Below are 23,307 nucleotides of genomic sequence, written 5' to 3'. Positions count from 1 at the left end.
GCGCCGGTCTTGCTGCTGAAGTTCACGGCATTGCCGTCGGTGTTCGCGCCGACGGTGATGTCGTCACCCGGGTTGGCCTGCTGGACGAGACCGAGCGTGCCGCTGCCGATGTCGTCAGCGAGCTTCTTGATGTCACCTTCGTTGGTCGTCGTACGGCGGTCGAGATTGGTGACGACGTCGCCGACCGAGTTGACGATCTTCGTGCCGCCACTGCCGTCGCCGACGGTGAAGGACGGTGCGGAGATCGAACCGTCGGAGTTCACCTTCGAGTTGCCGCCGATTGCTGCCGCGACGCTGTCGGACACGCCGTGCAGTTGCGAACCGTTGACGGCTTCGGTACTCGTTGCCGACACGTCGCCTGCCGCGACGCCTGCGAGCTTGCGAGCGCCGGTCTTGCTGCTGAAGTTCACGGCATTGCCGTCGGTGTTCGCGCCGACGGTGATGTCGTCACCCGGGTTGGCCTGCTGGACGAGACCGAGCGTGCCGCTGCCGATGTCGTCAGCGAGCTTCTTGATGTCACCTTCGTTGGTCGTCGTACGGCGGTCGAGATTGGTGACGACGTCGCCGACCGAGTTGACGATCTTCGTGCCGCCACTGCCGTCGCCGACGGTGAAGGACGGCGCGGAGATCGAACCGTCGGAGTTCACCTTCGAGTTGCCGCCGATTGCTGCCGCGACGCTGTCGGACACGCCATGCAACTGCGCGCCGTTGACGGCTTCGGTGCTCGTCGCCGACACGTCGCCTGCCGCGACGCCCTTGAGCGTGCGCGCGCCGGTCTTGCTGCTGAAGTTCACGGCGTTGCCGTCGGTGTTCGCGCCGACGGTGATGTCGTCACCCGGGTTGGCCTGCTGGACGAGACCGAGCGTGCCGCTGCCGATGTCGTCGGCGAGCTTCTTGATGTCGCCTTCGTTGGTCGTGACACGGCCGTCGAGATTGGTGACGACGTCGCCGACCGAGTTGACGATCTTCGTGCCGCCGCTGCCGTCGCCGACGGTGAAGGACGGCGCGGAGATCGAACCGTCGGAGTTCACCTTCGAGTTGCCGCCGATTGCTGCCGCGACGCTGTCGGACACGCCGTGCAGTTGCGAGCCGTTGACGGCTTCGGTGCTGGCGGCCGACACGTCGCCTGCCGCGACGCCCTTGAGCGTGCGTGCGGTGCCGCCGGTCGCGCTGAAGTCCACGGCGTTGCCGCCGGTGTTCGCGCCGACCGTGATGTCGTCACCCGGATTCGCCTGTTGCACGAGACCGCTGGTCCCGCTCTCGAGCTTGCTCAGCTTGTCGTCGATGTCGCTGATCTGCGACGTATGTCCGGCGACGGTGCTGTTGGTCGACGAGAGCCCGGTGCTCAAACCCGCGACGGCGCTGTTGGTCGACGAGAGCCCGGTGCTCAAGCCCGCGACGGTGCTGTTGGTCGACGAGAGCCCGGTGCTCAGGCCCGCGACGGTGCTGTTGGTCGATGAGAGGCCCGTGCTCAGGCCCGCAACCGTGCTGTTGGTGGCCGAGAGGCCCGTGCTCAAGCCGGCGACCGTGCCGTTGGTCGACGAGAGGCCGGTGCTCAAACCCGCGACGGTGCTGTTGGTGGCCGAGAGCCCGGTGCTCAGGCCGGCAACCGTGTTGCTCGTCGTCGACAAGCCGGTGCTCAGGCTGGAGACCGTGAGGTTGGTCGCGGCGATCGCGTTGTTCGTCTTCGTGAACTCGGCCGTCATCTGGCCGAGGTTTACCGCGTCCGTGTCCTGCGTGCCGGCGGCCACGTTGGTGATCTGCCGACGCAGCGCCGACGAGCCGACCGAAATGCTGTTGTTGCGATCGGTGGCCGCGCCGGCGCCGAGCGCCACCGAATCGGTATGGGACGCGCTTGCGTTGACGCCCAGTGCAACGCCGTGCGAGCCGCTTGCGTTCGCGCCATTGCCGACCGCGACGGCGGCGCCGCCCGCACTGCTGGCCTGGAAGCCGAGTGCCGTGCTGTTGTTGCCGCTGGCGAGTGCGCTGTTACCGACGGCCGTCGCGTAAGATCCCGAGGCGCTCGTGTTCGTGCCGATCGCAAGCGCGGCCGTACCCGCTTGCGCGGCGACCGTGCTGTTGCTCGTATCGATCTTGACGTACGTATCGTCGACCTTCGTCGACAACTCCGTCTTCATCTGGCCGACGTTCACGGCATCGTTGTCTTCCGTGCCGGCGGCGACGTTGACGATCTGGCGCGTGAACTTGTTCCCGTCGATATTGGGAACACCGGCACCCACGGATACGGTGTTGTCCCGATCCGCAACCGTGCCGAAGCCCAATGCGACGGCGTTGTTGGCGCCGGCGCTGGACGTGGTGCCGATCGCGACCGACGCGTTGCCGGTTGCCACCGCGGCGCGACCAGTACCAATGGCGCTGCCGAGAGCAACGCTGTAGTTCCCGGTTGCCGTCGAATTGGCGCCGAGCACCATGCTGGCGGTGCCGGTCGAGGTGGCCGACGTGCCGAACGCAGTCGAATAATTGTTGGAGGCGGACGCATTGGATCCGATGGCGGCCGAGTTCGAATTCGCCACGCGTGCGTTCATCCCGAGCGCGACGGCATTGTTTGCGCCGTTGGCGATGGCTGCTGACTGGCCGATGGCCGTCGAGCCCGTGCCGCCCGACGTTGCAGTGGCGCCGATCGCCACCGCGCCGGTGTTCGTTGCGGAAGACGCGCGTCCGAATGCCAGAGCGTCTTCGACCGTTGCCGATGCCAGGTAGCCCATCGCGATCGTGTACCTTCCGGTGGTTTGCGCTTGGCCGCCGATTGCGATTTGCCGGTCGCTGGCGTCTGCGTTCTTTGCTCCCGCACCAAGCGCAACCGAGTGCAGGCCGCTGGCCGTCGTGTTGGAGCCGATGGCAACTGAACTCGAACCCGCGGAAGTCACGGTTTGACCGATGGCGATCGCATTGGCGCCGGTTGCGCTTGCAGGATTTGCAGTAGCGTTGACCTTTACGAAGGTCGTATCGTCAGTCGCCATCGTGCCGACGGTGCCCATCATGCCGATCGCACCACCGCCTGCCGCCGTGCATACCCCCGCCGCATCGACTGTCCCGCTCGACCCGTCTGCCGTCGTGCACGCTTCCGCCGCGGCCGCGCTGCCGATCGCCGCACCACCGATCGCGATCGCGATCACTGCTTGCCGCGCCGCGCGCGCCGATCCCTTCGAATGCGACTTCGCCGTTTCCGCGGCGGCCGTCCATGTGCTGGTCACGGCGTTCCAGACGCTGCGATAAGTCTTGTTCATGCCCCTACTCCTTTCAGTTTGTCAGTTCACAAACCGATGGTAGGGATCGGCCTCGTCCTAATCAGTCGTCCTTGGCTGATTCGAGATAGCGACCGTGTAGGCCCAGTCCTACGCGCGCGACGACGCGCCGCGGGCATGCGCCGCAGAACGAAAGGCGAGGGATCGGGGAGGCCGGCGCGCGAGGGCCGGCCGTGCGGGAATCAGGCAGTCGGCGCCTGCGTTGCGCGCCGTCGCAGTGCTTCCCGCGCGAGGGCGTCCGCGTCGGCGAGCCGCGCATCGAACGACGTCAGGTCGCCGCCGTGCACGATGGCTTGCAGTTCGCCGATCGCGTCGGCCACGGCATGTTCGTGAATCGTCGCGAACGCGCCGCGCAGCGAGTGCAGTTCGTGACGCAGCGCGGCGATATCGTTGCGTGATGCCGCGTCGTGCATCGCCGCGACCGATTGCGCTCGACTCGTTTCGAGCAACGCGTGCACGTCCGGCGGCAGCGGACCTTGCGCGAGATCGACGAGCGTGCGCGCGGCGGGCGCCTGCGCCGCTGCCGTCTGCGCGTAACGCCGCACGGTGCGATCGATCGTATCGAGCAGCACCGGTTTCACGAGCACGGCGGCGATGCCCGCTTCCGCGCAGCGCGCATGCTCGGCCGCGCTCGCGTGCGCGGTGACGGCGACGACCGGCAGCCCCGGATATTGCGCACGCAGCACGCGCGCGAGCGTATAGCCGTCCATCCCCGGCATGTTGAGATCGGTCATCACGAGGTCGTGGCGCGTCTCCGCGCAGCGCCGCAACGCCGCCGCGCCATCGTCGGCGGCGTCCGCCGCATAGCCGAGCGTGACGAGTTGCCCTTGCAGCAGCGTGCGGTTCACCGGGTGATCGTCGACGACGAGCACGCGCGCGGCGACGGCCGGCAGCGCGGTATCGTCGGCCCGCGCGGCGTCATGTTCGGCAACCTGCGCATCGGTGGCCGCGCGCAGCGGCAGCGTGACGACGAACGTGCTGCCCTTGCCGGGTTCGCTCTTCACGTCGACCGTGCCCTGCATCATCTGCGTGAGCTGCTTCGTCAGCGCGAGGCCGAGCCCGGTGCCGCCGTAGCGGCGCGTGATCGACGTGTCGGCCTGCGTAAACGGGCGGAACAGCGCCGCGCGCTGCGCGTCGGTCATGCCGATGCCCGTGTCGCTCACGCCGATCGCGACGGGCGATTCCGGGTTCGTGTCGTCGCGCAGGTAGACCTCGAGCGTGATTTCCCCGTGGTTCGTGAACTTGATCGCGTTGCCGACGAGGTTCGCGGCGACCTGCCGGATACGCGTCGGGTCGCCGACGTAGCGCGACGCGAGCGCATCGTCGACGAACACGTCGAACTGCAGCCCCTTCGCGGCCGCGAGCGGCTCGAACATCGCGCCGGTCTGCCGGACCGTCTCCGCGAGATCGAACGGGATCGCCTCGATCGTCATCTGGCCGGCTTCGATTTTCGACAGGTCGAGGATGTCGTTGATCAGGTCGAGCAGCACCGACGACGCGCCCTCGACCGTATGCAGCCGCTCGCGCTGCGAATCGGCGAGCGGCTCGCGGCCGATCAGCTCGAGGTTGCCGAGGATCGCATTGAGCGGCGTGCGGATCTCGTGGCTCATCGTCGCGAGGAACGCCGATTTGGCGTCGTTCGCGGCGTCGGCGGCGCGCGCCGCTTCGTCGAGCCGGCGCTCGATGTTCTTCTGCGACGTGATGTCGGAGAAGTTGCACAGCACGACGTCCATGTCGCGAAAGCGCGTGCGCACCAGATTGACGAGCAGGTCGACGGCCTCGCCGGCGGCGGTGGGCAGCGTCACGTGCAGATCGGGTTGCCACGCGGCGGCGGCGGGCGAGCGGTCGAAGCGTGCGAGCAGCCGCGCCGGCAACGAAGGTTCGCCCGCACGCCGCGCATCGTAGTCGCGCATCGTGTCGTTTTGCAGCAGCACCGCGCCGTCGGCGAGCGACAGCAGCGCGATACCGGACGGCGCTGCCTCGACGATCGTCCGGTTCAGGTTCTCGCTGTCGATCACGCGGCGCGTGCGCGCGTCGTCGGGTTTCAATACGCGGCGGTCGAAGCGCACGAGCAGCCACCAGACCAGCGCGATCACGGCCAGCATGACCGCGACGTACCAGCCCGCGTGCAGCCCGATCGTCGCGAGCAGCGAGCGCAGCGTGAACGCCTGCACGAGCGTCCAGTCGGTTTCGGGAATGGGCTGTCTCAGCGAGAACAGCCCGTCGCCGAACGCGGTGCGCGGCCCGCTGCGATTGGCTGCCTCGTGCGTGGGCGCGCCGAGGCGCTCAAGTGCGACGCGGGTGGCGTCGTCGTCGGCCGCGATGCCCGCGCGCAGCAGCGTGCGGCCTTGCGCGTCGGCGACGATCGCGGCGTCGGTCGTGCCGCCCGTCGACAGACGGGTGCGCAACACGTCGACCGGCAGCGTCGACAGGAAGACGGCGCGGGGCGCACGCGCATCGTAGACGGCACCGGCGATCCGGAACACGTCGCGGCGCTGTACGGGATCGTAGACGGGCGCATACCATTGGTATTGGCCGGGCGGCGGCGTGTCGATGCCGGCGGCGACTTTCGCGACGAGCGTCGCTGCATCGGTGGCGGGCGACGCGGTGAGCGGATCGGGCGGGATCGGTTCGGGGATGACGACGGCAAAGCTGTGGTCGGGGCGATAGGCGTAGCCCGCGATCGCGCGGTCGGCATCGTGCTTGGCGACGTACGCGCCGACGCGATAGCTCATGTCGCTCGCCATCGCGAGATCGTGCGCGTAGCGCGCGGCCGGTTGCGCGGGCGACAGGTCGGCCAGCACGAGCGTCGGCGGGAAGGCCGGGCTGCCTTGGATCACGAGCCGGCCGCGGCCGGCCTGGAGTGCGGCGACGCGCGCCGGATCGGTCGCGCGCGTGTTCCATACGGCTTCGTCGTGCGTGACGAGCGTGTCCATGCCCGTCGTGCGCATCTTGAATTCGATCTGGACGAGGAACTGGCGCACCGCGAACGTCGTATAGCGCGCCTGGATCGCATCGCGCGCCATCGTATACAGCATCAGGCCGCTGGCGAGCAGGATCGCGACCGTCACGGCCGCGCCGCCGGCATAGAGCAGTGCGCGCTGGCGGCGGCCGATGCGGGTCGGCGCGGCGGACGCGTGTACGGCGGCGGCGCGGGCGTGATCGGGTGTGGCGCGGTGGTCCATCGGGAGCGGGGCGGTCGGCCTGGGTGCCCCCATGATAATGGAGTCCGATCAGCGCGCAATGGGGCCTGTCAGGGTTGCGGGGGCGCGCGGCGTCATTGCGGCGGCGCGCCATCGGAATCGGGCCCGCCCGGTTCGCACGCGACGAGCCGATACCCGACCCCGTACATCGTCATCATCCGCACGCCGTGCCGCCCGTCGAGTTCGAGCCGGTCGCGCAGATACGCGACGTGCGTGTCGAGCCGCCGGCTGGATGCCGCGACGAGCGAACCCCACACGAGCTGGCTCACGTGCGCGCGGTCGAGCGCGCGGCCCATGTTGAGGAAGAACGCGGTTGCGATCTGGAAGTGTTTCTCCGTCAGTACATGCTCGCGGCCGGCGACGATGACGCTGCGCGTGGCCGTGTCGAATTCGAAGCTGCCGATGCGCCAGTGGCGATGATGGATCGCGCGATGATGGGACCAGCGCAGCCACGTTGCCATGCTGGCGACGAGCAGGTCCGGTGGCACGGCGTACGGCAGATGCTCGTTCGCGCCGGCCGTGAAGCAGGCGGATCGCGCGAGTTCCGTGTCGCGCTGACTGATCGACAGGATCGCGACGGTGCCGGCGAAACGCGCGCGCAGCGCACGGATCGCGTCCGTCGTGCGGCGGCAGGCCGTCTCGCATTGCACGATGAACAGATCGAACGCGCGCGTGTTGCAGGCTGCGAGCAGATCGGGCAGATACTCGAAGCGCGACGGCCGGTAGCCGGCGCGGCGCAGGATGTCCTCGATGCGCAGCCGGTCGTAGCCATGTCCGGCGCGGCGCAGGCGATCGTCGAACGAGCCGCGGCTCGGGTGGTCGATCGTCAGGATCGCGATGGCGGTGGAGGAAGCGTCGGTCACGATGTGGACGGCCCAGGCCGGTGTGGCGCGGTGGCGGGATGCATGCGCGATCGGATGAACGGAAGCGGGATCATGGCCGGACGGGTTCCGGGCAGGGTTCGGCGTGACGCCGTCCAAAAAAATTCCCGCCAGGGGAGGCGGGAGAAAGTATCGACTATGGAGCCTGTGCTCCCGGAGGCTCCGGAGGACAGGCAGGCCGATTGTGTTCGGTTCGGAGTGGGAAGAAAATCAGCCTGGTCTGAAATTGCGCGGGGTCGGCCGCGATCGTGTTCACGCTGCGACCCGGTGCGGGCGCCGCCGTGCGAGTGGAGGTGCGAGACGATGTCGTCGACGCGGCACGGCCATTCGCGAATGGTGGCCGGATTTGGGACGGGTCTGACGGCAAACATAACGGCATTCGGACCACGGGAAGTGCCAACTTGCCGACAATGAGCGCAATCGATCCGGCGCGCAGGGACGGCACTTTGTCCCATGCGCGCGCTCGTCGTCACCCTCAACCGCTTCGCTTGCCGCGCGGCGCGACCCGTACCCGTCGCGCATGGCCGCATTACCATCGATCATGAAACCGTCCGTCCGACTCGCCGCCTTGGCTGCGTGGCTCGCGTTGAGCCTCGCCGGCACCGCGTTGGTCGTCTCGCGCGCCATCTCCGACGCGTACGACCGCTTCTTCCAGGATTCGAGCATCACGATTCGCCTGCTCGCGCAGAAAGCCGCGCAGCACGAGGCGATTCTCGCGACGCTCGGCGCGTCGTCGCTCGCTGCGCCGCCCGCGCATATGCTCGACAACCTGCGCGAACGCATGCCGCAACTCGGCGGGCTCGCGTACTGGCGGCCCGGCGCGGGCTGGCAGACCGATGGCGGGCCGGCGCCCGCCGCGCTGCCGCAGCGGCGGCCCGGCAAGCCGTTCACGCTGGCATTCGACGGCCCCGCTGCGTACTGGCTCGTCGCCGGGACCGGCTGGGCCGTGCGCGTCGATCCGCGCCGGATGCTGCAGCCGGGGGACTGGTCCACGACAATCTCGTCGGCGGCGCTGGAATTGCGCGACCGCCGCATCGACCTGCTGTCGCCCGCGCCCGGCGATGCGCAACCGCTGTGGACGATGCATCTCGAGAAACACCTGCCCGCGCAGCCGCAGGCCTTCGTGCTGCGCACGACGCGCACGCTGACGGCCGCCGACCTGCCGTGGCTGTCGATCGCGCTGTGGAACACGGTGGCCGCGTTGCTCGCGGCCGGTGCGCTCGGCGCATGGCGGCTGCGCGAGGCACGGCGCCGTGCCGATGCACGTGCGCGCCTCGACCGCTTCGGCCGCCTCGACACCTTCGGCGAAATGGCCGCCGGCCTCGCGCACGAGCTGAACCAGCCGCTGACGGCGATCGTCAGCCACACGCGTGCGGCCGAACGCATGCTCGACCAGCCGGCCGAGCGCGACAGCGTGCGCCGTGCGTTGCAGACGAGCGTCGCGCAGGCGAAGCGCGCGGCGGCGATCCTGGAGCGCATGCGTGAAGCGGTGACCACCGCGCACGGCGGCGAGCGCCGCACGCTCGATCCCGACGCGATCGTGAATGCGCTGCTGTTCCTGTACCGCGACGACTGCGCGCGCGAGCACATCGCGCTCGGCTGGCACAACGCGGCGGCGCGCGCGCGGCCGTTCGCCGAGCCGATCGCGGTCGAGCAGATCCTGCACAACCTGATCCAGAACGCGCGCGACGCGCTCGCCGGCGCGCGCGCATCGCGCGGCGAGATTCGCATCAGCGGCGCACGCGTCGGCGGGCATTACCGCTTCAGCGTCGTCGACAACGGCCCCGGCGTGCCGGAAGACGCGCTGCCGCGCCTGTTCGAACCGTTCTTCACGACGCGTGCACGCGGGCTCGGACTCGGGCTGCCGCTGTGCGACACGCTCGCGCAGCGGCAGGGTGGCACGCTGACGCTGCGCAATCGGCCGTCGGGCGGCGTCGAGGCCGCGCTGCTGTTGCCGCTGGCAGGGGAGGCCGCATGAACGATTCGCGGCATTCGACGCACGACGCATCGGTCGTCGCGATCGTCGACGACGACGAAGCCGTGCGCGACGGGCTCGCGCTGCTGCTGCGCACGGTGGGTGTCGCGACGCGCCGTTATGCGGACGCATCGGCCTTTCTTGCCGATGCGGATGACGTGGCGCTCGGCTGCGTGCTGCTCGACATCCGGATGCCGGGGATGAGCGGCCTCGACGCGCTCGACACGCTGCGTGCGCGGCGCGACCTGCCGGTGATCGTGATGACGGGCCACGGCAACGTCGACGCGTGCCGGCGTGCGTTCAAGCGCGGCGCGCTCGATTTCCTGCGCAAGCCGGCGGACGACGACGAGCTGATCGACGCGGTCCAGCAGGCGCTGCGCCGGCAGGCCACGCGGCGCGGGCAGGGCGATGCGGACCACGTGCGCGCGGCCCGTGTCGCCACGCTGAGCGCGCGCGAACGCGAGGTGCTGGACGGCATCGTGCGCGGCTGGAGCAACAAGGCGATCGCGCGCGCGCTCGGGCTGTCGCCGCGCACGGTCGAAACCTATCGCGCGAACGTGTTCGACAAGCTGCAGGTCGCGTCGCTGGTCGAGCTCGTGCGCGATTACGCGGCGCTCGCGGGCGGGTCGCCTCCGTAGCGCTACGGAGGCGCGACCCGTACGCGACCGGGTGCAACGATCGTCGCGCGGTTCCTACGATGACGGTTTCTCCGACAAGCCATTCATCGTCAAGGAACCGGATTCATCATGATCAAGTGCTTTGCCCTGCCCTCCACGCTCGCCCTGCTGTTCTCGGGTGCCGCTTTCGCCGACAACGTCGCCGTGCCGGAGCCGAAGAAGGCCGCCGACACGAGCGACGCCGGCTACTACGCGACGGGCCGCATCATCGGCGCGTTCGACAACGCGGTGAACATGGAGCTGACGAGCCCGCGCGTCGCGAGCCGCGTCGGCGGCCCGGAGACGGGCTCGAACGTCACCGGCTCGCTCGGCCTCGGCTACCAGTTCGGCAACGGCTGGCGCGCGGAAGGCGAATACGTGTTCAAGCGCAACAACAACTTCGTCAGCTACTGGGCGCCGTTCGATGCGAACGCGAACGAATTCCACGTGTCGGCGCAACGCCTGATGCTGAACGGCTACAAGGATGTCGATCTCGGCCGCGGCTTCTCCGTGTACGGCACGCTCGGCATTGGTGTCGCGATCGTGTCGGCCGACGGCTGGCAGACCAACGACGCGCGCCGCTTCGCATCGAAGACGCAGACCAACCTCGCCTACTCGGCCGGCGCCGGCGTGAGCTATGCGATCAACAAGCGTTTCTCGATCGACCTCGGGTATCGCTATGTCGACATGGGCAACGTCGAGACAGGCTTCAACACGTTCGCGAACCGCATCAACGCGCGCGACGAGCAGCTGAAGGCGAAGCTGTCGTCGAACGAAGTGTTCATCGGCCTGCGCGGCCGGTTCTGACGGCGACGGCGCGGCGACGCATCGTCCGCTCCGGTCCCCGGGGACGGTAGGACCAGGCTGACTGCCGGATCGGACTGAAGGTGACGCAGTCCGATTTACCGCAACCGGTGCGACGGCGATACTCGGAGCCATTCGTTCAACTACGGGAGCACGGATTGCGGCGGCGGAGGTCGCGCAATGCGTCGTCGACATCATGAGCATGCAGGACATCACCGGGCAATACGCGATTCCGCTCGCACTTCCGTTCTCGGACGTGCCGCCGCCGTACGGCCGGCGACGCCGGCCGTTCGTGGCGAGCCGCCGGCCGACTCCGGTCGTGTTCGATCTGAAGCGCGCGCGTCACGCGGCGCCGCCGGCCTCGGCGCAGGCCGCGGTCGCGTCGCGCGCAACGAAGGCGCACAAGGCCGCGAAGGCCGTGCGCGCGGAGGATTTCGGTTCGGATAACCGCGCGTGGGTCAGGCCGCATCCGTTGCGCCGGCGCTGGCGGCTGACGTTGATGGCGTGCGCGCTGTTCGGCGCGGCGTGCATCTTCGCGACGCATTTCGTCGATGAACGTCAGCATGCGGCCGGGCACGGCGCGGTGTACGAGGCGTCGATCTCGGTGGCGCCCACGGCTGCGGTCGCCGCCACGGAGGTTGCACAGGCGACCGGCCGATCCGCGGAAGTCGCGATCGTATCGGCCGATCGTGCTGCGTCGGCGGGTGAACAGGCGGCCCGTGCGGCGACCGTCGTGGCGAAAACCGTGTCCGCGGAATCGCGTGCGGCGCAGGCGGGCCGCGCGTCGGCGAGCGCGCCGGTTGCCATTGCGATGGTCATCGCATCGGATGCCGTCGTTGCGGAAGCCGCGGCGCCGCTTGCGGAACGCGCCTCGCCGGCAAGCAGGAAGCCGGTCGCGGTCGCGGCGCGTGCGGCGGCGAAGCCTGCCGCCACGTTGCGCGGCAAGAAGGCACGGGACGCGGCGCCGAACACAGCCGTCGCGTCTCGCGAGGCGACGCTGCAGGCGCAGCCGGCCGCACGCACGGCGGACGCGCCGGTGTCGAGTTCGGCCCAGGCCGTCGGCATGACTGCCGCCGAGTTCACGCAATGGCTCGCGGTGACGCGCGACACGTCACGGCCGGCCGCGGGCGGCACCGATCTGTCGGTCGATCTGCCGAGCCACACGCGATTGATCGGGCGCTGACCGGGACGCGTGGCGTGCGGGCCCGGCGCATCTCTTCTCGGGGACAGCGCGCTCTCGGGCGACGTGCGCCTCGACGCGACTTCCCTGGTTTCCATATTTCGACTATTATCGAATAATGGAAACGAACCAGACCATTGCCGCTCTCGCGGCGCTCGCGCACGAGTCGCGCCTCGCGGTGTTTCGCGCGCTGGTGCAGGCCGGGCCGCAAGGCATGCCGGCCGGCCAGATCGCCACGCTGCTCGAGGTCCCGCCGTCGTCGCTGTCCTTCCACTTGAAAGAACTCGCGCATGCGCGGCTCGTGACCAGCCGGCAGGAAGGCCGCTTCGTGTTCTATTGCGCGAACTTCGCGACGATGAACGGCCTGCTGGCCTACCTCACGGAGAACTGCTGCGGCGGCCATCCTTGCTCGCCGGTGCCGGCATGCGCGCCGTCCGGCGCCTGCGAATCCTGAAGCGCGCTCGCGCCCGCCTTTCATGACCACGAACGTCCTGATCCTCTGCACCCACAACTCGGCCCGCAGCGTGCTGGCCGAGGGCATGCTCAACCACTGGGCCGCGAAACTCGGCAAGGACGTGCGGGCCTACAGCGCCGGCAGTGCGCCGAGCGGCCGCCTCAATCCGTTCGCGCTGGCGGCGCTGACGAACGCGGGCGTCGACGTCGACGGCTACCGCAGCAAGAACTGGGATGAATTCGTCGGCGACGGCGCGCCCCGCATGCGCGTCGTCATCACCGTGTGCGACAGCGCGGCGTCGGAGCCGTGCCCGTACTGGCCCGGCAGCCCCGTGAAGATCCATTGGGGCTATGCCGATCCGTCGAACGCGACGGGCGGCGACGAAGGCAAGCGTCTCGCGTTCGAACTGACGCGGCAGGCGATCGGTTACCGGATGCTGCAGTTGCTGGCGCTGCCGCTCGATCGCATCAGCGATGCCGAACTCCAGGCAGCGCTGGTCGGGATCTCGCAAAACTGATCATGCGCCGCGCGGCGTGCGCGACACGCGACCGCCGGCGGCTTCGAAAACGAACCTTGTCAGATGAACACGTCCCCCGTCACGCCGCCCGGAGCGGCCGCCGCGCAACCCGCGATCAGCTTCTTCGAACGCTACCTGACGGTCTGGGTCGCGTCATGCATCGTGGCAGGCATCACGCTTGGCCAGTGGCTGCCCGGCCTGTTCCAGCAGATCGGCCGGATGGCGTACGCACAGGTCAATCTGCCGGTCGGGCTGTTGATCTGGGTGATGATCATCCCGATGCTCGTCAAGGTCGACTTCGGCGCATTGCGTGACGTGCGCCGGCACGTGAAAGGCCTCGGCGTCACGCTCGTCGTGAACTGGCTGGTCAAGCCGTTCTCGATGGCGTTCCTCGGCTGGCTGTTCATCCGCCATCTGTTTGCACCGCTGCTGCCGGCGGAACAACTCGACAGCTACGTCGCCGGGCTGATCCTGCTGGCCGCCGCACCGTGCACGGCGATGGTGTTCGTCTGGAGCCGGCTGACGGGCGGCGATCCGCTGTTCACGTTGTCGCAGGTCGTGCTGAACGACAGCATCATGGTGATCGCGTTCGCGCCGCTGGTCGGGCTGCTGCTCGGCATGTCGGCGATCACGGTGCCGTGGGCGACGCTGTTCACGTCGGTCGTGCTGTACATCGTCATGCCGGTGATCCTCGCGCAGATCCTGCGCAAGCGTCTGCTCGCGCACGGCAACGCGGCGTTCGACGCCGCGATGACCAAGATCGGCCCGTGGTCGATCGCCGCGCTGCTGGCGACGCTCGTGCTGCTGTTCGCGTTCCAGGGCGAAGCGGTCCTGAAGCAGCCGCTGGTGATCGCGCTGCTCGCGGTGCCGATTCTGATCCAGGTGTTTTTCAACTCGGCGCTCGCGTACTGGCTCAATCGTGCGGTCGGCGAGCAACATGACGTCGCATGCCCGTCGGCGCTGATCGGCGCGTCCAACTTCTTCGAACTGGCGGTCGCGGCCGCGATCAGCCTGTTCGGCTTCCATTCCGGCGCGGCACTGGCCACCGTCGTCGGCGTGTTGATCGAGGTGCCGGCGATGCTGCTGGTCGTGCGCATCGTCAACCGGTCGAAGGACTGGTACGCGCGCCGGACCTGAGCACACACCAGGGAATCCAGACATGACCGACCACGTGAACGATCTGCCGCAACTCGATGCCGCGCTGTTTCGCGTGCCGGACGCCGCCCGGCTGCGGCCGGCGTCGCCTTCGACCCATCCGCCGCGACTGCTGCTGCTCTACGGTTCGTTGCGTGAACGTTCGTTCAGCCGCCTGCTGGTCGAGGAAGCCGGGCGCCTGCTGACGGCGATGGGCGCCGAGGTGCGCGTGTTCAATCCGAGCGGCCTGCCGCTGCCCGACGACGCGCCCGAGCATCATCCGAAGGTGGTCGAGCTTCGCGAACTCGTGATGTGGTCGGAAGGGATGGTGTGGTGCTCGCCGGAACGGCACGGCGCGATGACCGGGATCATGAAGTCGCAGATCGACTGGATCCCGCTGTCGGTCGGCGCCGTGCGGCCGACGCAGGGCAAGACGCTCGCGGTCATGCAGGTGAGCGGCGGTTCGCAGTCGTTCAACGCGGTGAACCAGATGCGGGTGCTGGGGCGCTGGATGCGCATGCTGACCATCCCGAACCAGTCGTCGGTGGCGAAGGCGTTCATGGAGTTCGACGAAGCCGGGCGGATGAAGCCGTCGGCGTATTTCGACCGGGTGGTGGACGTGATGGAGGAACTGGTGAAGTTCACGCTGCTGACGCGCGACGTCGGCCCCTATCTGGTCGACCGGTACAGCGAGCGGAAAGAAAGCGCGGAGGCACTGTCGAAACGCGTCAATCAAGCGCGTATCTAGCGTTCGTTGTCGAATCAACGCCGAGACGCTCAGGCACGTTTCGTTGCGCGGCGTTGGATTGGCTGGAGCGTGCTGGATCCAGCGACGTCACTGCAAACCGGGAGTGGAACCATGGTACCTGTTCGTCAAGCGACCGAGTCCGATCTGGCCTCGATCGAAGCACTGCTTCGAGCCAGCGGCTTGCCGACCGAGGGCGTCGCCTTGTCTCTGCCGCATTTCGTTGTGGCCGACGCGGCATCCGGCATCGTGGGGTGTGGCGGAATCGAGTTCCACGGACGCCATGCGCTCGTGCGTTCGATCGCCGTCGTCGAGCACGCGCGTCGCGCCGGCGTCGGGCGGATGCTGGTGGCCCGCCTGCTCGCGGAATGCCGCGCGCGGGCCGTCCGGTCGATCGGGTTGCTGACCACGACGGCGGAAGACTACTTCGCCGGGCACGGTTTCGTCCGTATTGCCCGCGAGGATGTGCCCGAGCCGTTGTTGGCGTCCAGCCAGTTTCAGGGTGTCTGTCCGGGATCGGCCGTCGCGATGCTGATGGTCTGCGACGACAGAATCGGACTCGGCTGATTCCCTTCCCGGTTCACATTCCCGACAATTCGGTTTCTGCGGCCCGGCATACCCCGTGTGCCGGATCATGGAGATATCTCCTCTTCGCGGCCGGTCTTCTCGACTGGCCGCTTTTTTATTCCCGTTCGTCACCGGAGAGCACGATCGCGATGCAGCTCGACCGCCTGATCCCTGAAATCCTGTTCGGCTTCACGGGCCTGATCGGCATCATCAACCCGTTCGGCATGGCGTTCGTGTTTCTCGAGCGCACGCAATCGCTGACCGAAGCCGAGCGCGCGACGCTGTCGAAGCAGCTCGCGACGAACGTGTTTTTCACGCTGCTTGTGATCTTCTTCGTCGGCGCGCCGGTGCTGAACTTCTTCGGGATTTCGATGGAGGCGCTGCGCATCGGCGGCGGCTTCGCGGTGGCGGTGGCCGGCTGGTCGATGCTGAACGCGCCGGACGTGCCGGCGGGCGGCGACGTTGCCGTGCATGGTGACGACTTGCAGAAGCTGATGACGCGTGCGTTTTTTCCGCTCACGGTGCCGCTGACGATCGGGCCCGGCTCGATCGCGGCCGGTATCGCGCTGCATGCGAACCGCGCGCATACGGCCGCCGACTATCTGTTGTCGGGTGTGGTGTCGGTGGCGGTCGCGGCACTGGTCGCGTTCGCGATCTGGCAGACCTACAGCCGCGCGACGACGCTCGCGCGTTATCTCGGTGGAGAGGGCACGAAGGTCGCGATGCGCGTGTCCGCGTTCCTGTTGCTGTGCGTCGGCGTGCAGATCATGCTGACGGGCCTGTCGGAGTTCGTGAAGACGTTCGGCGGGCAGGGCGGATGACGAAGAAGGGACTGGCGCCCGTGCCGGTGGTCGCGGAGTCGAGCTGAAGCGGCCCGGTCTTATTCCGCCGGCGGCGTGGCCGGGCGTGAATCGTGCGCCGCGGCACCGGCCGCATCGTCCTTCGGCAACACGCTGCCGCAATGCGGACAACAGCCGGCACGTGCATCGCCCGCGCGCTTGCGCTCGAGCGCCGACGCGACGAGTTCCGCGCCCATGATCCCCGTCGGAAACGCGATGATCCCGTAGCCGAGCAGGATCGCGCACGACGTGATCAGCCGGCCGAGCGGCGTGACGGGCGTGAGATCGCCGTAGCCGGTCGTGCTCATCGTCACCGCCGCCCAGTAGACGCCCACCGGAATGCTCGTGATCCCGTGCTCGGGCCCTTCGACGAGAAAGATCACCGTGCCGAGAATCACGACGAGCACGAACATCCCGCCGATGAACACGAAGATCTTGCGACGCGCGCGCGCGAGTGCGCGGATCAGCATCTGCCCTTCCTCGAGATAGATCGACAGCCTGAGAATGCGGAACACGCGCAGCAAGCGCAGCAGCCGCACGTCGATCAGCGCATGCAGGCCGGGGAAGAAGAACGCGAGATAGGTCGGCAGTACCGACACGAGATCGACGATGCCGAAGAAACTGCGCGCATACGCGGCGGGCCGCTTCGCGGTGAACAGACGCAGCAGGTATTCGGCCGAAAACAGCAGCGTGAACGCCCATTCGGCCGCGTAGAGCGTGCGGCCGTATTGCGCGTGCAGTTCCTGCACGCTGTCGGCCATCACGACGAGCACGCTCGCGACGATCAGCGCGAGTACCGCGACGTCGAGCTTGCGGATGAACGACGGACGATGCACGCATTGCCGGACGGCATCGCGTACCGTGTCGAATGAGGTTGGATTCAGCGAATTCATGCGCCCGAGTGTACGGACGACGCGCCGCAGGGCCTATCGGACGTGTCTGATTCCGGTGCCGCCCAACCGGCCGCCCCGCGGGCGTTACTGCCCGAAGCGTTGCGCGATGGCGTCCTTCAGCCGCGCGGCGGTCAGCTCGCCCATGTGCGACTCGACGAGTTCACCTCGCGCGTTGAAGAACAAGGTGGTCGGCAGCCCGCGCGAGCCGTACGCATGCATCGCATGCAGCGACGGATCGAGCAGCACGTGATCGAAGCGCAGGCCCTTTTGTTCGAGGAATGCGCGCACGACCTGCGCATTTTCGCCCTGGTTGAGCATCAGCACCGTGATGTCGGGATGGTCGCGCTGCGCCTGTTCGAGAATCGGCATTTCGCGCTGGCACGGCGGGCACCACGTCGCCCACAGGTTCACGACCACCGGCTTGCCGACGAAGCTTGCCGGCAACACGGGCGCGGCATCGAGCGCGCGGAGTTGCAGCGCGGCCAGCGGCGCGGCGCTCTGCTGCAACGTCGCCAGCGTGCCTTGCGCGATCCCCCACGCACCGAGGCCCGCGACGATGCCGGCCAACACCGGTCGACGCAGCGCGGGCAGGCGGCGCAAGCGCCAGCCCGCGAACACCAGGGCGGCCGCAACACCGATACGCCAGTCGAAACCGCCGTCGCCGAGCGCGACGATCGAGCGCGGCGATGCCGCATAGTCCGGCCACCACTGCGCGACGTAGCCGGCGCGCGCGGCGATCAGCCCGAGCAGCAGCACGTCCAGGATCAGGCTCGAGGCGGTCTTGTGATGTCCGTCAGGCGGGCGGCGCTGGATGAAACGCGCGACGAGCCACGCCAGCAGCGCGGCGACGGCGACCGCGACGACGCGAATCGAGAAGGGACCGATGCTCAGCATGAAAGGGATGGGTGGAGGTGAACGAGCGGGGAAGGAGAAGGGATTGTCCGCCGCGGCGATGAAACCGTCGACGGTCATGCGGCGTTTCGACCGGTTGCCGCGCAACGCGGTTCCCTTCGAGAACGTAACGGCGTGTTGCGGATTCGGTGAACGCGCGTGGAGCAGGACCGTGACCGACATTCGGAAGGGCTGCGAATCAGACTGGTCTGATGGTCAGCGGAATACCGCTCGTCAACAATACGCATACCGGCGAGATGTGGTGTCCTCCGGTATCCCGAACAGGGATCTCTCCTTGACGGCCGCTCCTTTTGCGAGCGGCCGCTTTTTCAGCGCGGTGCATGCGGGCGTGAATGCCTTGTGGCGGTCGGTGGGCGCGGCCGCAATCCGGTTCATATCGGCTGGTTCAACGGAATAGGAACGCTGCCACATGCGAGCACAGGGCATTCACTCGCGCATTGCTTGACGCCCGGCTTGCGCTCGGCGCGGCCGTTCGTCGCCGGCGGCACGGGGATGCCGCCGTGGCTCGACGCGCCGCGCATCCGCGGCCCGTCGAGCGTCGAGTCTTACAGCTTCTTCGAAGCAGCCGGTGCCGCGTCAGCCTGCTGCGCGCCGGCCGCCGGTTCGAGCGTGGTCAGCGTCTTCTCGGTGAACTTCTCGTACAGCCAGTTCATGCGCGTGTCGTCCATCCCGCCGGCGATGCCGCCGAGTGCATACGATGCCGACACCTTGAAACGGTCGATCGGGTGGTTGTCGGCGTCGAGCAGCGTCACGGTGCCGTCGACGTGATCGTTGCCGGCCATGAAACCGAACATGACGGCGGAGAAGCTCGAGCGCACGCGAATACTGTTGACTTCGACGTTCAGATGCATGGCATCGGTCGAATCCGCCTTTGCCAGCAGCTTGCGTGCATCCAGTGCGCTTTCGATTTTTTCCTGCAGTTTCTTCGCGTCGAACTTCAGGTTGTCTTTCAACGCTTCCTGCGCGGCATTGTCGAGCGTGACCTTCACGATCACGGGTTTCGTGCCGAATTTCGTCGTCGATGCGGTCACGGCGGCCCCGGCCGGATCGCTGGCGTCGCGTGTCACGCTGCTGGCGCAGCCCGACAGGAAGCCGATCGTCACGAATGCCAGCGCGGCGTGGCGGAAAAGAGATTTCATGATTTGGTCTTTTGATTTGGGTTATTTGAATTGGCTCTGTGGCCGGGCGGGAATTTAACACGGGGCGACCGGATTCAATTCGACGAATAGATCGAAAATCGAATCGGTGTTTATTCGTCGCGGTGTGAGTACGCCAATGAATGGCCGGGACAATGCACGGTGAGTGGTGGACGGCGATGGGGATTCGCCATTGCGTTTGCGAGGTCGTCTATTGACGAGCGATTACTGGCCGTTGCGGGATGCCGATTCGCCTAGCCGATACGCGGTGAAGAACTCGTACCACGGCGACCCTTCCGTAACCGGTACGCCGAGTGCCGACGTCCGCCGTTTCAGCGCGCCGAATACGTCGTTGATGAGTGCGATCCGCGCCGGGTCGCCAAACGGTACCGGTTGCGCCCGCCCCGCGGCGAACGTCCCGTACGCGATTGCCAGCAGGCGTGCCGGGTCATCGGTGCCCGCGATGGCTGCGTCGATCCTTTCGACGAGACGCGGCCGGTCTTCGGCGCGCGACCCGGACAGGCACAGGAACACGAGCGCCGACAGTTCATGCAGGTCCTTGACCTGCAGCAACGCCGGCAGCCGCGCGACGATCCGCTCGACCGGTTCGTCGCGCAGCGCGTCGCCGAAGTCGAGCACGGCGGTCATCGGATTGCGGTCGGCATTCAGCCGATCGAGCGCAGGCACGCTGGCGGGCGCGGCTGCCGGTGCAGATCGCAGCGCGTCGGCCACCTGCTGCGTCCATGCCGGAAAGATCATCCTGACGTTGCCGAATTGCTCACCGCCTTCCGCCGCCGGATTCCACCGGTACACGATCGTGCCGCCGTGAATGAACGGCGAATACAGGTGCTCGGGCGTTTGCGGCAGCGGCCGCCGGTTGATCGGCAGCCACGCGAGCGTCAGCCAGTCGTAATGGCCCGTCGCCGGCACGGCGGGGCTCGAACTCGCGACGACCTGCCACGTGCCGCGATTCGCGTAGCGGCGGCGCGCGTCGGGCACCGGGACGGTGCGGCCTTTCGCGGTGTCGAAAACCGTCGTGCCGGTGACGTTCTGCCCGCTGTCCTTTGCCGGCGTGATGGTCGAGATGACCCACGACGCGCCGTCCGCCGCACGGTAGTCGGACGGCTTCAGCGTCGCGACGTCGTGCACCATGCGCGTTTCCGCCGCGACGGCGCTCGGCGGGAGATCGGCGGGGGCGGCCAGGATGCTCGGCATGGATTTTCCTCGGAATCGGGTGCGCATCGTCGAACGGGGCGATGCGCGGCGGCACGGGTTGTTTCCCGTAACTGTAGGACGTCGCGGCCGGAAACGGAAACCGGCCGGATGGCCAATCCGCCCGCGCCGTTCGCCGCTTCGGCTTACCATGCGCATCCTGGGCAACGACGAATACCGGGCGGAAGCGGACATGACGAACACGAAAGCCATCACCGAACACTGGACGCAGGTGGCCGACCAATGGATCGGCTGGGCCGGCAAGCCGGGCCACGACGCATTCTGGAAATACCGCGCCGGGCTCGCGGCCTACATCGGCCGCGGCACCGGCACCGCCCTGGAGATCGGCTGCGGCGAGGGCCGCGTGAGCCGCGAGCTGAAGGCGCTCGGCTACGACGTGACCGCGAGCGACGCGGTGCCCGCGATGCTCGACGCCGCGCGTCATGCCGATTCCGCGCATCGCTATCAACTGGCCGACGCGGCGGCGCTGCCGTTCGACGATGCCAGCTTCGATCTCGTGATGGCGTACAACGTGCTGATGGACCTCGACGACATGCAGCGCGCGTTGCACGAGGCGCGCCGCGTGCTGAAGCCGGACGGGCTGCTGTTCATCTCGCTCGTGCATCCGTTCCGCGATCGCGGCGGCTTCGCGGGGCCGCAGCCCGACGCGCCGTTCGTGCTGAAGGGCAGCTATTTCGGGCGCGCGCATTTCGACGGCGTGGAAACGCGCGACGGGCTGTCGATGCACTTCGCGGGCTGGTCGCTGCCGCTGCAGGCGTACATGGAAGCGCTGGAAGCGGCGTGGCTCGCGATCGTGTCGCTACGCGAGCCGCCGCCCGATCACGCCGATACGGATCAACTGAAGCAATGGGCGCGCGTGCCGCTGTTTTTGTGGATCAAGGCGCGGCCGGTGGGGTGAGCGCGGGCGGTCAAGGTCGGGCGACGACGATGGGTTCGCCTGTCCGGATGAGAACATGAATTGACGCGTTGAACGGGTAGCCGTGGGGATGCAGAAACCGATGGAACGACGGATCTCGTATCCCCTGGGCTACTGTGGCTTGTCGACGTGAGACGGCCAGCATTCCGACACCTGTTTTCATCCCTTTCAGCGCGACAACTCCTTCCGGTAGAGCACGGCCCCCGGCTTTTCCGCGACGGTGTCGTACAGCCGCATCGCCGTGTGATTCGTCTCGTGCGTCTGCCAGTACACGCGTTCGGCGCGACGCGCACGCGCGGTGTCGTACACGGCCTCGATCAGCGCGCGGCCGGCGCCCTGGCCGCGCTCGCTGTCGAGCGTGAACAGGTCCTGCAGGTAGCAGGTCGGTCCGGCCAGCGTCGTGCTGCGGTGATACAGGAAATGCACGAGCCCGACGAGCCGGCCTGCGCGCTCGGCGACGAGCGCATGCACCGGTTCGTAGGCGTCGAAGAAGCGCGACCACGTGAGCTGCGTGATGCGCATCGGCAGGGCCGTGTCGTCGAAACGGCCGTAGAAGCGGTTATAGCCGTCCCACAGCGGCAGCCACTGGTCGTAGTCGTCTTCCGTGACCGCGCGTACGGCCAGTCCGGTGTCGTTGGCATTCATGTTGGCGGGCCTTTCGATGAGAAGGGCGCGCGCGGCCGATCCTGCCGACGCGTCGCAGGTCTCCACGATAGGAAGTTCACGGCACCATGGGTAGGCCCAGGCCGGCGGCATTTCATGGTGCCACGGCCAACGCGCAAGCGGCCGCACAACAGGATCATGACGACCCGGCAACACGTTCGGGATGCGCGGACGGGTACGGCGAGGAGGCTTACCCGCGCAGCGGCGGGTTCAACCGCGCGAACGCCGCCTGCCGGCGATACGGGAAGTACGGATAAGGCGCTTCGACAGCACTCGCCGCATCGAGCTTCGCGACCTGCGCATCGGTCAGCGCCCAGCCGACCGCGCCGAGGTTCTGCCGCAACTGTTCCTCGTTGCGCGCGCCGACGATCACCGACGACACGGTCGGCCGCTGCAGCAGCCAGTTCAGCGCGATCTGCGGCACCGTCTTGCCGGTTTCCTCCGCGATCGCGTCGAGTGCATCGACCACGTCGTACAGGCGTGCGTCGTCGACCGGCGGCCCGTAGCTGGCCGTTTCATGCAGGCGGCTGCCTTCGGGCAGGGGCGCGTTGCGGCGGATCCTGCCGGTGAGCCGGCCCCAGCCGAGCGGGCTCCACACGAGTGCGCCGAGGCCCTGGTCGGCGCCGAGCGGCATCAGGTCCCATTCGTAGTCGCGGCCGACGAGCGAGTAGTAGACCTGGTTGGCGACATAGCGCGACCAGCCGTGCCGATCGGCCGCTGCGAGCGATTTCATGATCTGCCAGCCGGCGAAGTTCGAGGCGCCGATGTAGCGCAGCTTGCCCGCGCGCACGAGATCGTCGAGCGTCGACATCACTTCCTCGACCGGCGTGCCCGCATCGAATGCGTGCAGCTGCAGCAGGTCGATGTAGTCGGTGTCGAGGCGGCGCAGTGCGTCGTCGACGGCGCGCACGAGCCGCGCGCGCGATGTGCCTGCATCGTTCGGACCGTCGCCGGTCGGCAAGCCCGTTTTCGTCGAGATCAGCACCTGGTCGCGACGCCCCTTGATCGCCGCGCCGAGCACGCGCTCGGACGCGCCGTCCGAATACACGTCGGCCGTGTCGAACAGGTTGACGCCGGCTTCGAGGCAAATGTCGACGAGGCGGCGCGCTTCATCGACGCCCGTGTTGCCCCATGCGCCGAACAGCGGGCCGGTGCCGCCGAAGGTGCCTGCGCCGAAGCTCAGGACGGGAACCTTGAGGCCGGAACGGCCGAGCGTACGGTATTCCATCTGCGTTTCCTTTGGTCGGGTGAGCGAGCGGGGCCGCATGTCGATCGTCGGCCACTCAATGTATCGTTTGCGACTTTTCCTGATAATCCTGAAGATAGCGAAAAT

Annotated in this window: 21 protein-coding genes; 12 read left to right on the top strand and 9 right to left on the bottom strand. The window is 67.9% G+C overall.

Annotated elements, in window-relative coordinates; translation table 11 throughout:
- The 3 genes from G3N62_RS07960 to G3N62_RS07950 all read right to left on the bottom strand — a co-directional run.
- On the bottom strand, nucleotides 1–3,248 hold a 3,248-nt coding region (locus G3N62_RS07960; protein WP_206141219.1), incomplete at its 3' end, for an ESPR-type extended signal peptide-containing protein.
- A 200-nt stretch (nucleotides 3,249–3,448) separates the two neighbouring features.
- Nucleotides 3,449–6,451, bottom strand: a complete 3,003-nt coding sequence (locus G3N62_RS07955) for an ATP-binding protein (protein WP_124671323.1) — start codon at nucleotides 6,449–6,451, stop codon at nucleotides 3,449–3,451.
- Nucleotides 6,452–6,543: 92 nt separating this feature from the next.
- On the bottom strand, nucleotides 6,544–7,332 hold the full coding sequence (locus tag G3N62_RS07950; RefSeq protein WP_260449489.1) for a response regulator transcription factor: 789 nt from the start codon (nucleotides 7,330–7,332) through the stop codon (nucleotides 6,544–6,546).
- Between the two features lie 559 nt (nucleotides 7,333–7,891).
- Between G3N62_RS07950 and G3N62_RS07945 the strand changes: the two genes are divergently transcribed.
- The 10 genes from G3N62_RS07945 to G3N62_RS07900 all read left to right on the top strand — a co-directional run bounded on the left by G3N62_RS07945 (nucleotide 7,892) and on the right by G3N62_RS07900 (nucleotide 16,203).
- Nucleotides 7,892–9,328: an ATP-binding protein gene (locus tag G3N62_RS07945; RefSeq protein ID WP_124671321.1), complete on the top strand. Its 1,437-nt coding sequence runs from the start codon at nucleotides 7,892–7,894 to the stop codon at nucleotides 9,326–9,328.
- Nucleotides 9,325–9,963, top strand: a complete 639-nt coding sequence (locus tag G3N62_RS07940; protein ID WP_124671320.1) for a response regulator — start codon at nucleotides 9,325–9,327, stop codon at nucleotides 9,961–9,963. Before G3N62_RS07945 ends, G3N62_RS07940 begins: the two co-directional genes overlap by 4 nt.
- 108 nt (nucleotides 9,964–10,071) lie before the next feature.
- Nucleotides 10,072–10,788, top strand: a complete 717-nt coding sequence (locus G3N62_RS07935; protein WP_124671319.1) for an outer membrane beta-barrel protein — start codon at nucleotides 10,072–10,074, stop codon at nucleotides 10,786–10,788.
- Nucleotides 10,789–10,981: 193 nt separating this feature from the next.
- The gene (locus tag G3N62_RS07930) at nucleotides 10,982–11,968 is read left to right on the top strand and encodes a serine protease (RefSeq protein ID WP_124671318.1); all 987 of its coding nucleotides are present in this window, start codon (nucleotides 10,982–10,984) and stop codon (nucleotides 11,966–11,968) included.
- Between the two features lie 115 nt (nucleotides 11,969–12,083).
- Entirely contained in the window at nucleotides 12,084–12,419 is a 336-nt protein-coding gene (locus tag G3N62_RS07925) for a metalloregulator ArsR/SmtB family transcription factor (protein ID WP_034189617.1), read from the top strand.
- 22 nt (nucleotides 12,420–12,441) lie between these two features.
- The gene (locus G3N62_RS07920) at nucleotides 12,442–12,936 is read left to right on the top strand and encodes an arsenate reductase ArsC (RefSeq protein WP_059560036.1); all 495 of its coding nucleotides are present in this window, start codon (nucleotides 12,442–12,444) and stop codon (nucleotides 12,934–12,936) included.
- Nucleotides 12,937–12,999: 63 nt separating this feature from the next.
- Complete coding sequence (gene arsB, locus G3N62_RS07915; RefSeq protein WP_124671317.1) at nucleotides 13,000–14,073, top strand: ACR3 family arsenite efflux transporter; 1,074 nt, start codon at nucleotides 13,000–13,002, stop codon at nucleotides 14,071–14,073.
- Nucleotides 14,074–14,095: 22 nt separating this feature from the next.
- Nucleotides 14,096–14,818: an arsenical resistance protein ArsH gene (arsH, locus tag G3N62_RS07910; protein ID WP_034189614.1), complete on the top strand. Its 723-nt coding sequence runs from the start codon at nucleotides 14,096–14,098 to the stop codon at nucleotides 14,816–14,818.
- A 111-nt stretch (nucleotides 14,819–14,929) separates the two neighbouring features.
- Nucleotides 14,930–15,382, top strand: coding sequence for an arsenic resistance N-acetyltransferase ArsN2 (gene arsN2, locus G3N62_RS07905; protein WP_034189613.1), 453 nt, complete (start codon nucleotides 14,930–14,932; stop codon nucleotides 15,380–15,382).
- A gap of 149 nt (nucleotides 15,383–15,531) precedes the next feature.
- Nucleotides 15,532–16,203: a MarC family protein gene (locus G3N62_RS07900; RefSeq protein ID WP_034189612.1), complete on the top strand. Its 672-nt coding sequence runs from the start codon at nucleotides 15,532–15,534 to the stop codon at nucleotides 16,201–16,203.
- A gap of 59 nt (nucleotides 16,204–16,262) precedes the next feature.
- Here G3N62_RS07900 and G3N62_RS07895 read toward each other — a convergent pair whose 3' ends face one another.
- Nucleotides 16,263–17,114 (bottom strand): ion transporter, encoded by an 852-nt coding sequence (locus G3N62_RS07895; protein WP_241013016.1) that lies wholly within the window; start codon nucleotides 17,112–17,114, stop codon nucleotides 16,263–16,265.
- Between the two features lie 84 nt (nucleotides 17,115–17,198).
- On the bottom strand, nucleotides 17,199–18,008 hold the full coding sequence (locus tag G3N62_RS07890; protein ID WP_124671316.1) for a TlpA disulfide reductase family protein: 810 nt from the start codon (nucleotides 18,006–18,008) through the stop codon (nucleotides 17,199–17,201).
- On the opposite strand from G3N62_RS07890, the gene G3N62_RS07885 reads away from it, so the two are divergent.
- On the top strand, nucleotides 17,998–18,423 hold the full coding sequence (locus G3N62_RS07885) for a hypothetical protein (RefSeq protein WP_124671315.1): 426 nt from the start codon (nucleotides 17,998–18,000) through the stop codon (nucleotides 18,421–18,423). The two genes, G3N62_RS07890 and G3N62_RS07885, sit on opposite strands and share 11 nt — an antisense overlap.
- Before the next feature lie 148 nt (nucleotides 18,424–18,571).
- Here G3N62_RS07885 and G3N62_RS07880 read toward each other — a convergent pair whose 3' ends face one another.
- Nucleotides 18,572–19,165 (bottom strand): DUF4410 domain-containing protein, encoded by a 594-nt coding sequence (locus tag G3N62_RS07880; RefSeq protein WP_034189610.1) that lies wholly within the window; start codon nucleotides 19,163–19,165, stop codon nucleotides 18,572–18,574.
- A gap of 222 nt (nucleotides 19,166–19,387) precedes the next feature.
- The gene (locus tag G3N62_RS07875) at nucleotides 19,388–20,377 is read right to left on the bottom strand and encodes a hypothetical protein (protein ID WP_034189609.1); all 990 of its coding nucleotides are present in this window, start codon (nucleotides 20,375–20,377) and stop codon (nucleotides 19,388–19,390) included.
- A gap of 190 nt (nucleotides 20,378–20,567) precedes the next feature.
- Here G3N62_RS07875 and G3N62_RS07870 point away from each other — a divergent pair, with 190 nt between their 5' ends.
- On the top strand, nucleotides 20,568–21,293 hold the full coding sequence (locus tag G3N62_RS07870) for a class I SAM-dependent methyltransferase (RefSeq protein ID WP_206141218.1): 726 nt from the start codon (nucleotides 20,568–20,570) through the stop codon (nucleotides 21,291–21,293).
- 186 nt (nucleotides 21,294–21,479) lie between these two features.
- On the opposite strand, the gene G3N62_RS07865 is transcribed toward G3N62_RS07870, so the two are convergent.
- Both G3N62_RS07865 and G3N62_RS07860 read right to left on the bottom strand, forming a co-directional pair.
- Nucleotides 21,480–21,956: a GNAT family N-acetyltransferase gene (locus G3N62_RS07865; RefSeq protein WP_124670190.1), complete on the bottom strand. Its 477-nt coding sequence runs from the start codon at nucleotides 21,954–21,956 to the stop codon at nucleotides 21,480–21,482.
- Nucleotides 21,957–22,164: 208 nt separating this feature from the next.
- A complete protein-coding gene (locus G3N62_RS07860; protein WP_124670189.1) occupies nucleotides 22,165–23,202 on the bottom strand; it encodes an aldo/keto reductase in 1,038 nt (345 codons plus the stop codon).
- Nucleotides 23,203–23,307 lie beyond the last annotated feature (105 nt).

Origin of the sequence: Burkholderia sp. Tr-20355 (assembly GCF_017104685.1) — a bacterium.
Taxonomy (GTDB): domain Bacteria; phylum Pseudomonadota; class Gammaproteobacteria; order Burkholderiales; family Burkholderiaceae; genus Burkholderia; species Burkholderia seminalis.
This window is presented reverse-complemented; position numbering and strand designations above follow the sequence as displayed.

What these genes read in the sequence shown, in the direction of transcription:
- arsB (WP_124671317.1), top strand. Translation starts at nt 13,000, where the DNA reads ATGAACACGTCCCCCGTCACGCCGCCCGGAGCGGCCGCCGCGCAACCC.
- G3N62_RS07955 (WP_124671323.1), bottom strand. Translation starts at nt 6,451, where the DNA reads ATGGACCACCGCGCCACACCCGATCACGCCCGCGCCGCCGCCGTACAC.
- G3N62_RS07870 (WP_206141218.1), top strand. Translation starts at nt 20,568, where the DNA reads ATGACGAACACGAAAGCCATCACCGAACACTGGACGCAGGTGGCCGAC.
- arsH (WP_034189614.1), top strand. Translation starts at nt 14,096, where the DNA reads ATGACCGACCACGTGAACGATCTGCCGCAACTCGATGCCGCGCTGTTT.
- G3N62_RS07920 (WP_059560036.1), top strand. Translation starts at nt 12,442, where the DNA reads ATGACCACGAACGTCCTGATCCTCTGCACCCACAACTCGGCCCGCAGC.
- G3N62_RS07925 (WP_034189617.1), top strand. Translation starts at nt 12,084, where the DNA reads ATGGAAACGAACCAGACCATTGCCGCTCTCGCGGCGCTCGCGCACGAG.
- G3N62_RS07880 (WP_034189610.1), bottom strand. Translation starts at nt 19,165, where the DNA reads ATGAAATCTCTTTTCCGCCACGCCGCGCTGGCATTCGTGACGATCGGC.
- G3N62_RS07945 (WP_124671321.1), top strand. Translation starts at nt 7,892, where the DNA reads ATGAAACCGTCCGTCCGACTCGCCGCCTTGGCTGCGTGGCTCGCGTTG.
- G3N62_RS07885 (WP_124671315.1), top strand. Translation starts at nt 17,998, where the DNA reads ATGCTCAGCATGAAAGGGATGGGTGGAGGTGAACGAGCGGGGAAGGAG.
- G3N62_RS07860 (WP_124670189.1), bottom strand. Translation starts at nt 23,202, where the DNA reads ATGGAATACCGTACGCTCGGCCGTTCCGGCCTCAAGGTTCCCGTCCTG.
- G3N62_RS07890 (WP_124671316.1), bottom strand. Translation starts at nt 18,008, where the DNA reads ATGCTGAGCATCGGTCCCTTCTCGATTCGCGTCGTCGCGGTCGCCGTC.
- arsN2 (WP_034189613.1), top strand. Translation starts at nt 14,930, where the DNA reads ATGGTACCTGTTCGTCAAGCGACCGAGTCCGATCTGGCCTCGATCGAA.
- G3N62_RS07875 (WP_034189609.1), bottom strand. Translation starts at nt 20,377, where the DNA reads ATGCCGAGCATCCTGGCCGCCCCCGCCGATCTCCCGCCGAGCGCCGTC.
- G3N62_RS07865 (WP_124670190.1), bottom strand. Translation starts at nt 21,956, where the DNA reads ATGAATGCCAACGACACCGGACTGGCCGTACGCGCGGTCACGGAAGAC.
- G3N62_RS07935 (WP_124671319.1), top strand. Translation starts at nt 10,072, where the DNA reads ATGATCAAGTGCTTTGCCCTGCCCTCCACGCTCGCCCTGCTGTTCTCG.
- G3N62_RS07930 (WP_124671318.1), top strand. Translation starts at nt 10,982, where the DNA reads ATGAGCATGCAGGACATCACCGGGCAATACGCGATTCCGCTCGCACTT.
- G3N62_RS07940 (WP_124671320.1), top strand. Translation starts at nt 9,325, where the DNA reads ATGAACGATTCGCGGCATTCGACGCACGACGCATCGGTCGTCGCGATC.
- G3N62_RS07900 (WP_034189612.1), top strand. Translation starts at nt 15,532, where the DNA reads ATGCAGCTCGACCGCCTGATCCCTGAAATCCTGTTCGGCTTCACGGGC.
- G3N62_RS07895 (WP_241013016.1), bottom strand. Translation starts at nt 17,114, where the DNA reads ATGAATTCGCTGAATCCAACCTCATTCGACACGGTACGCGATGCCGTC.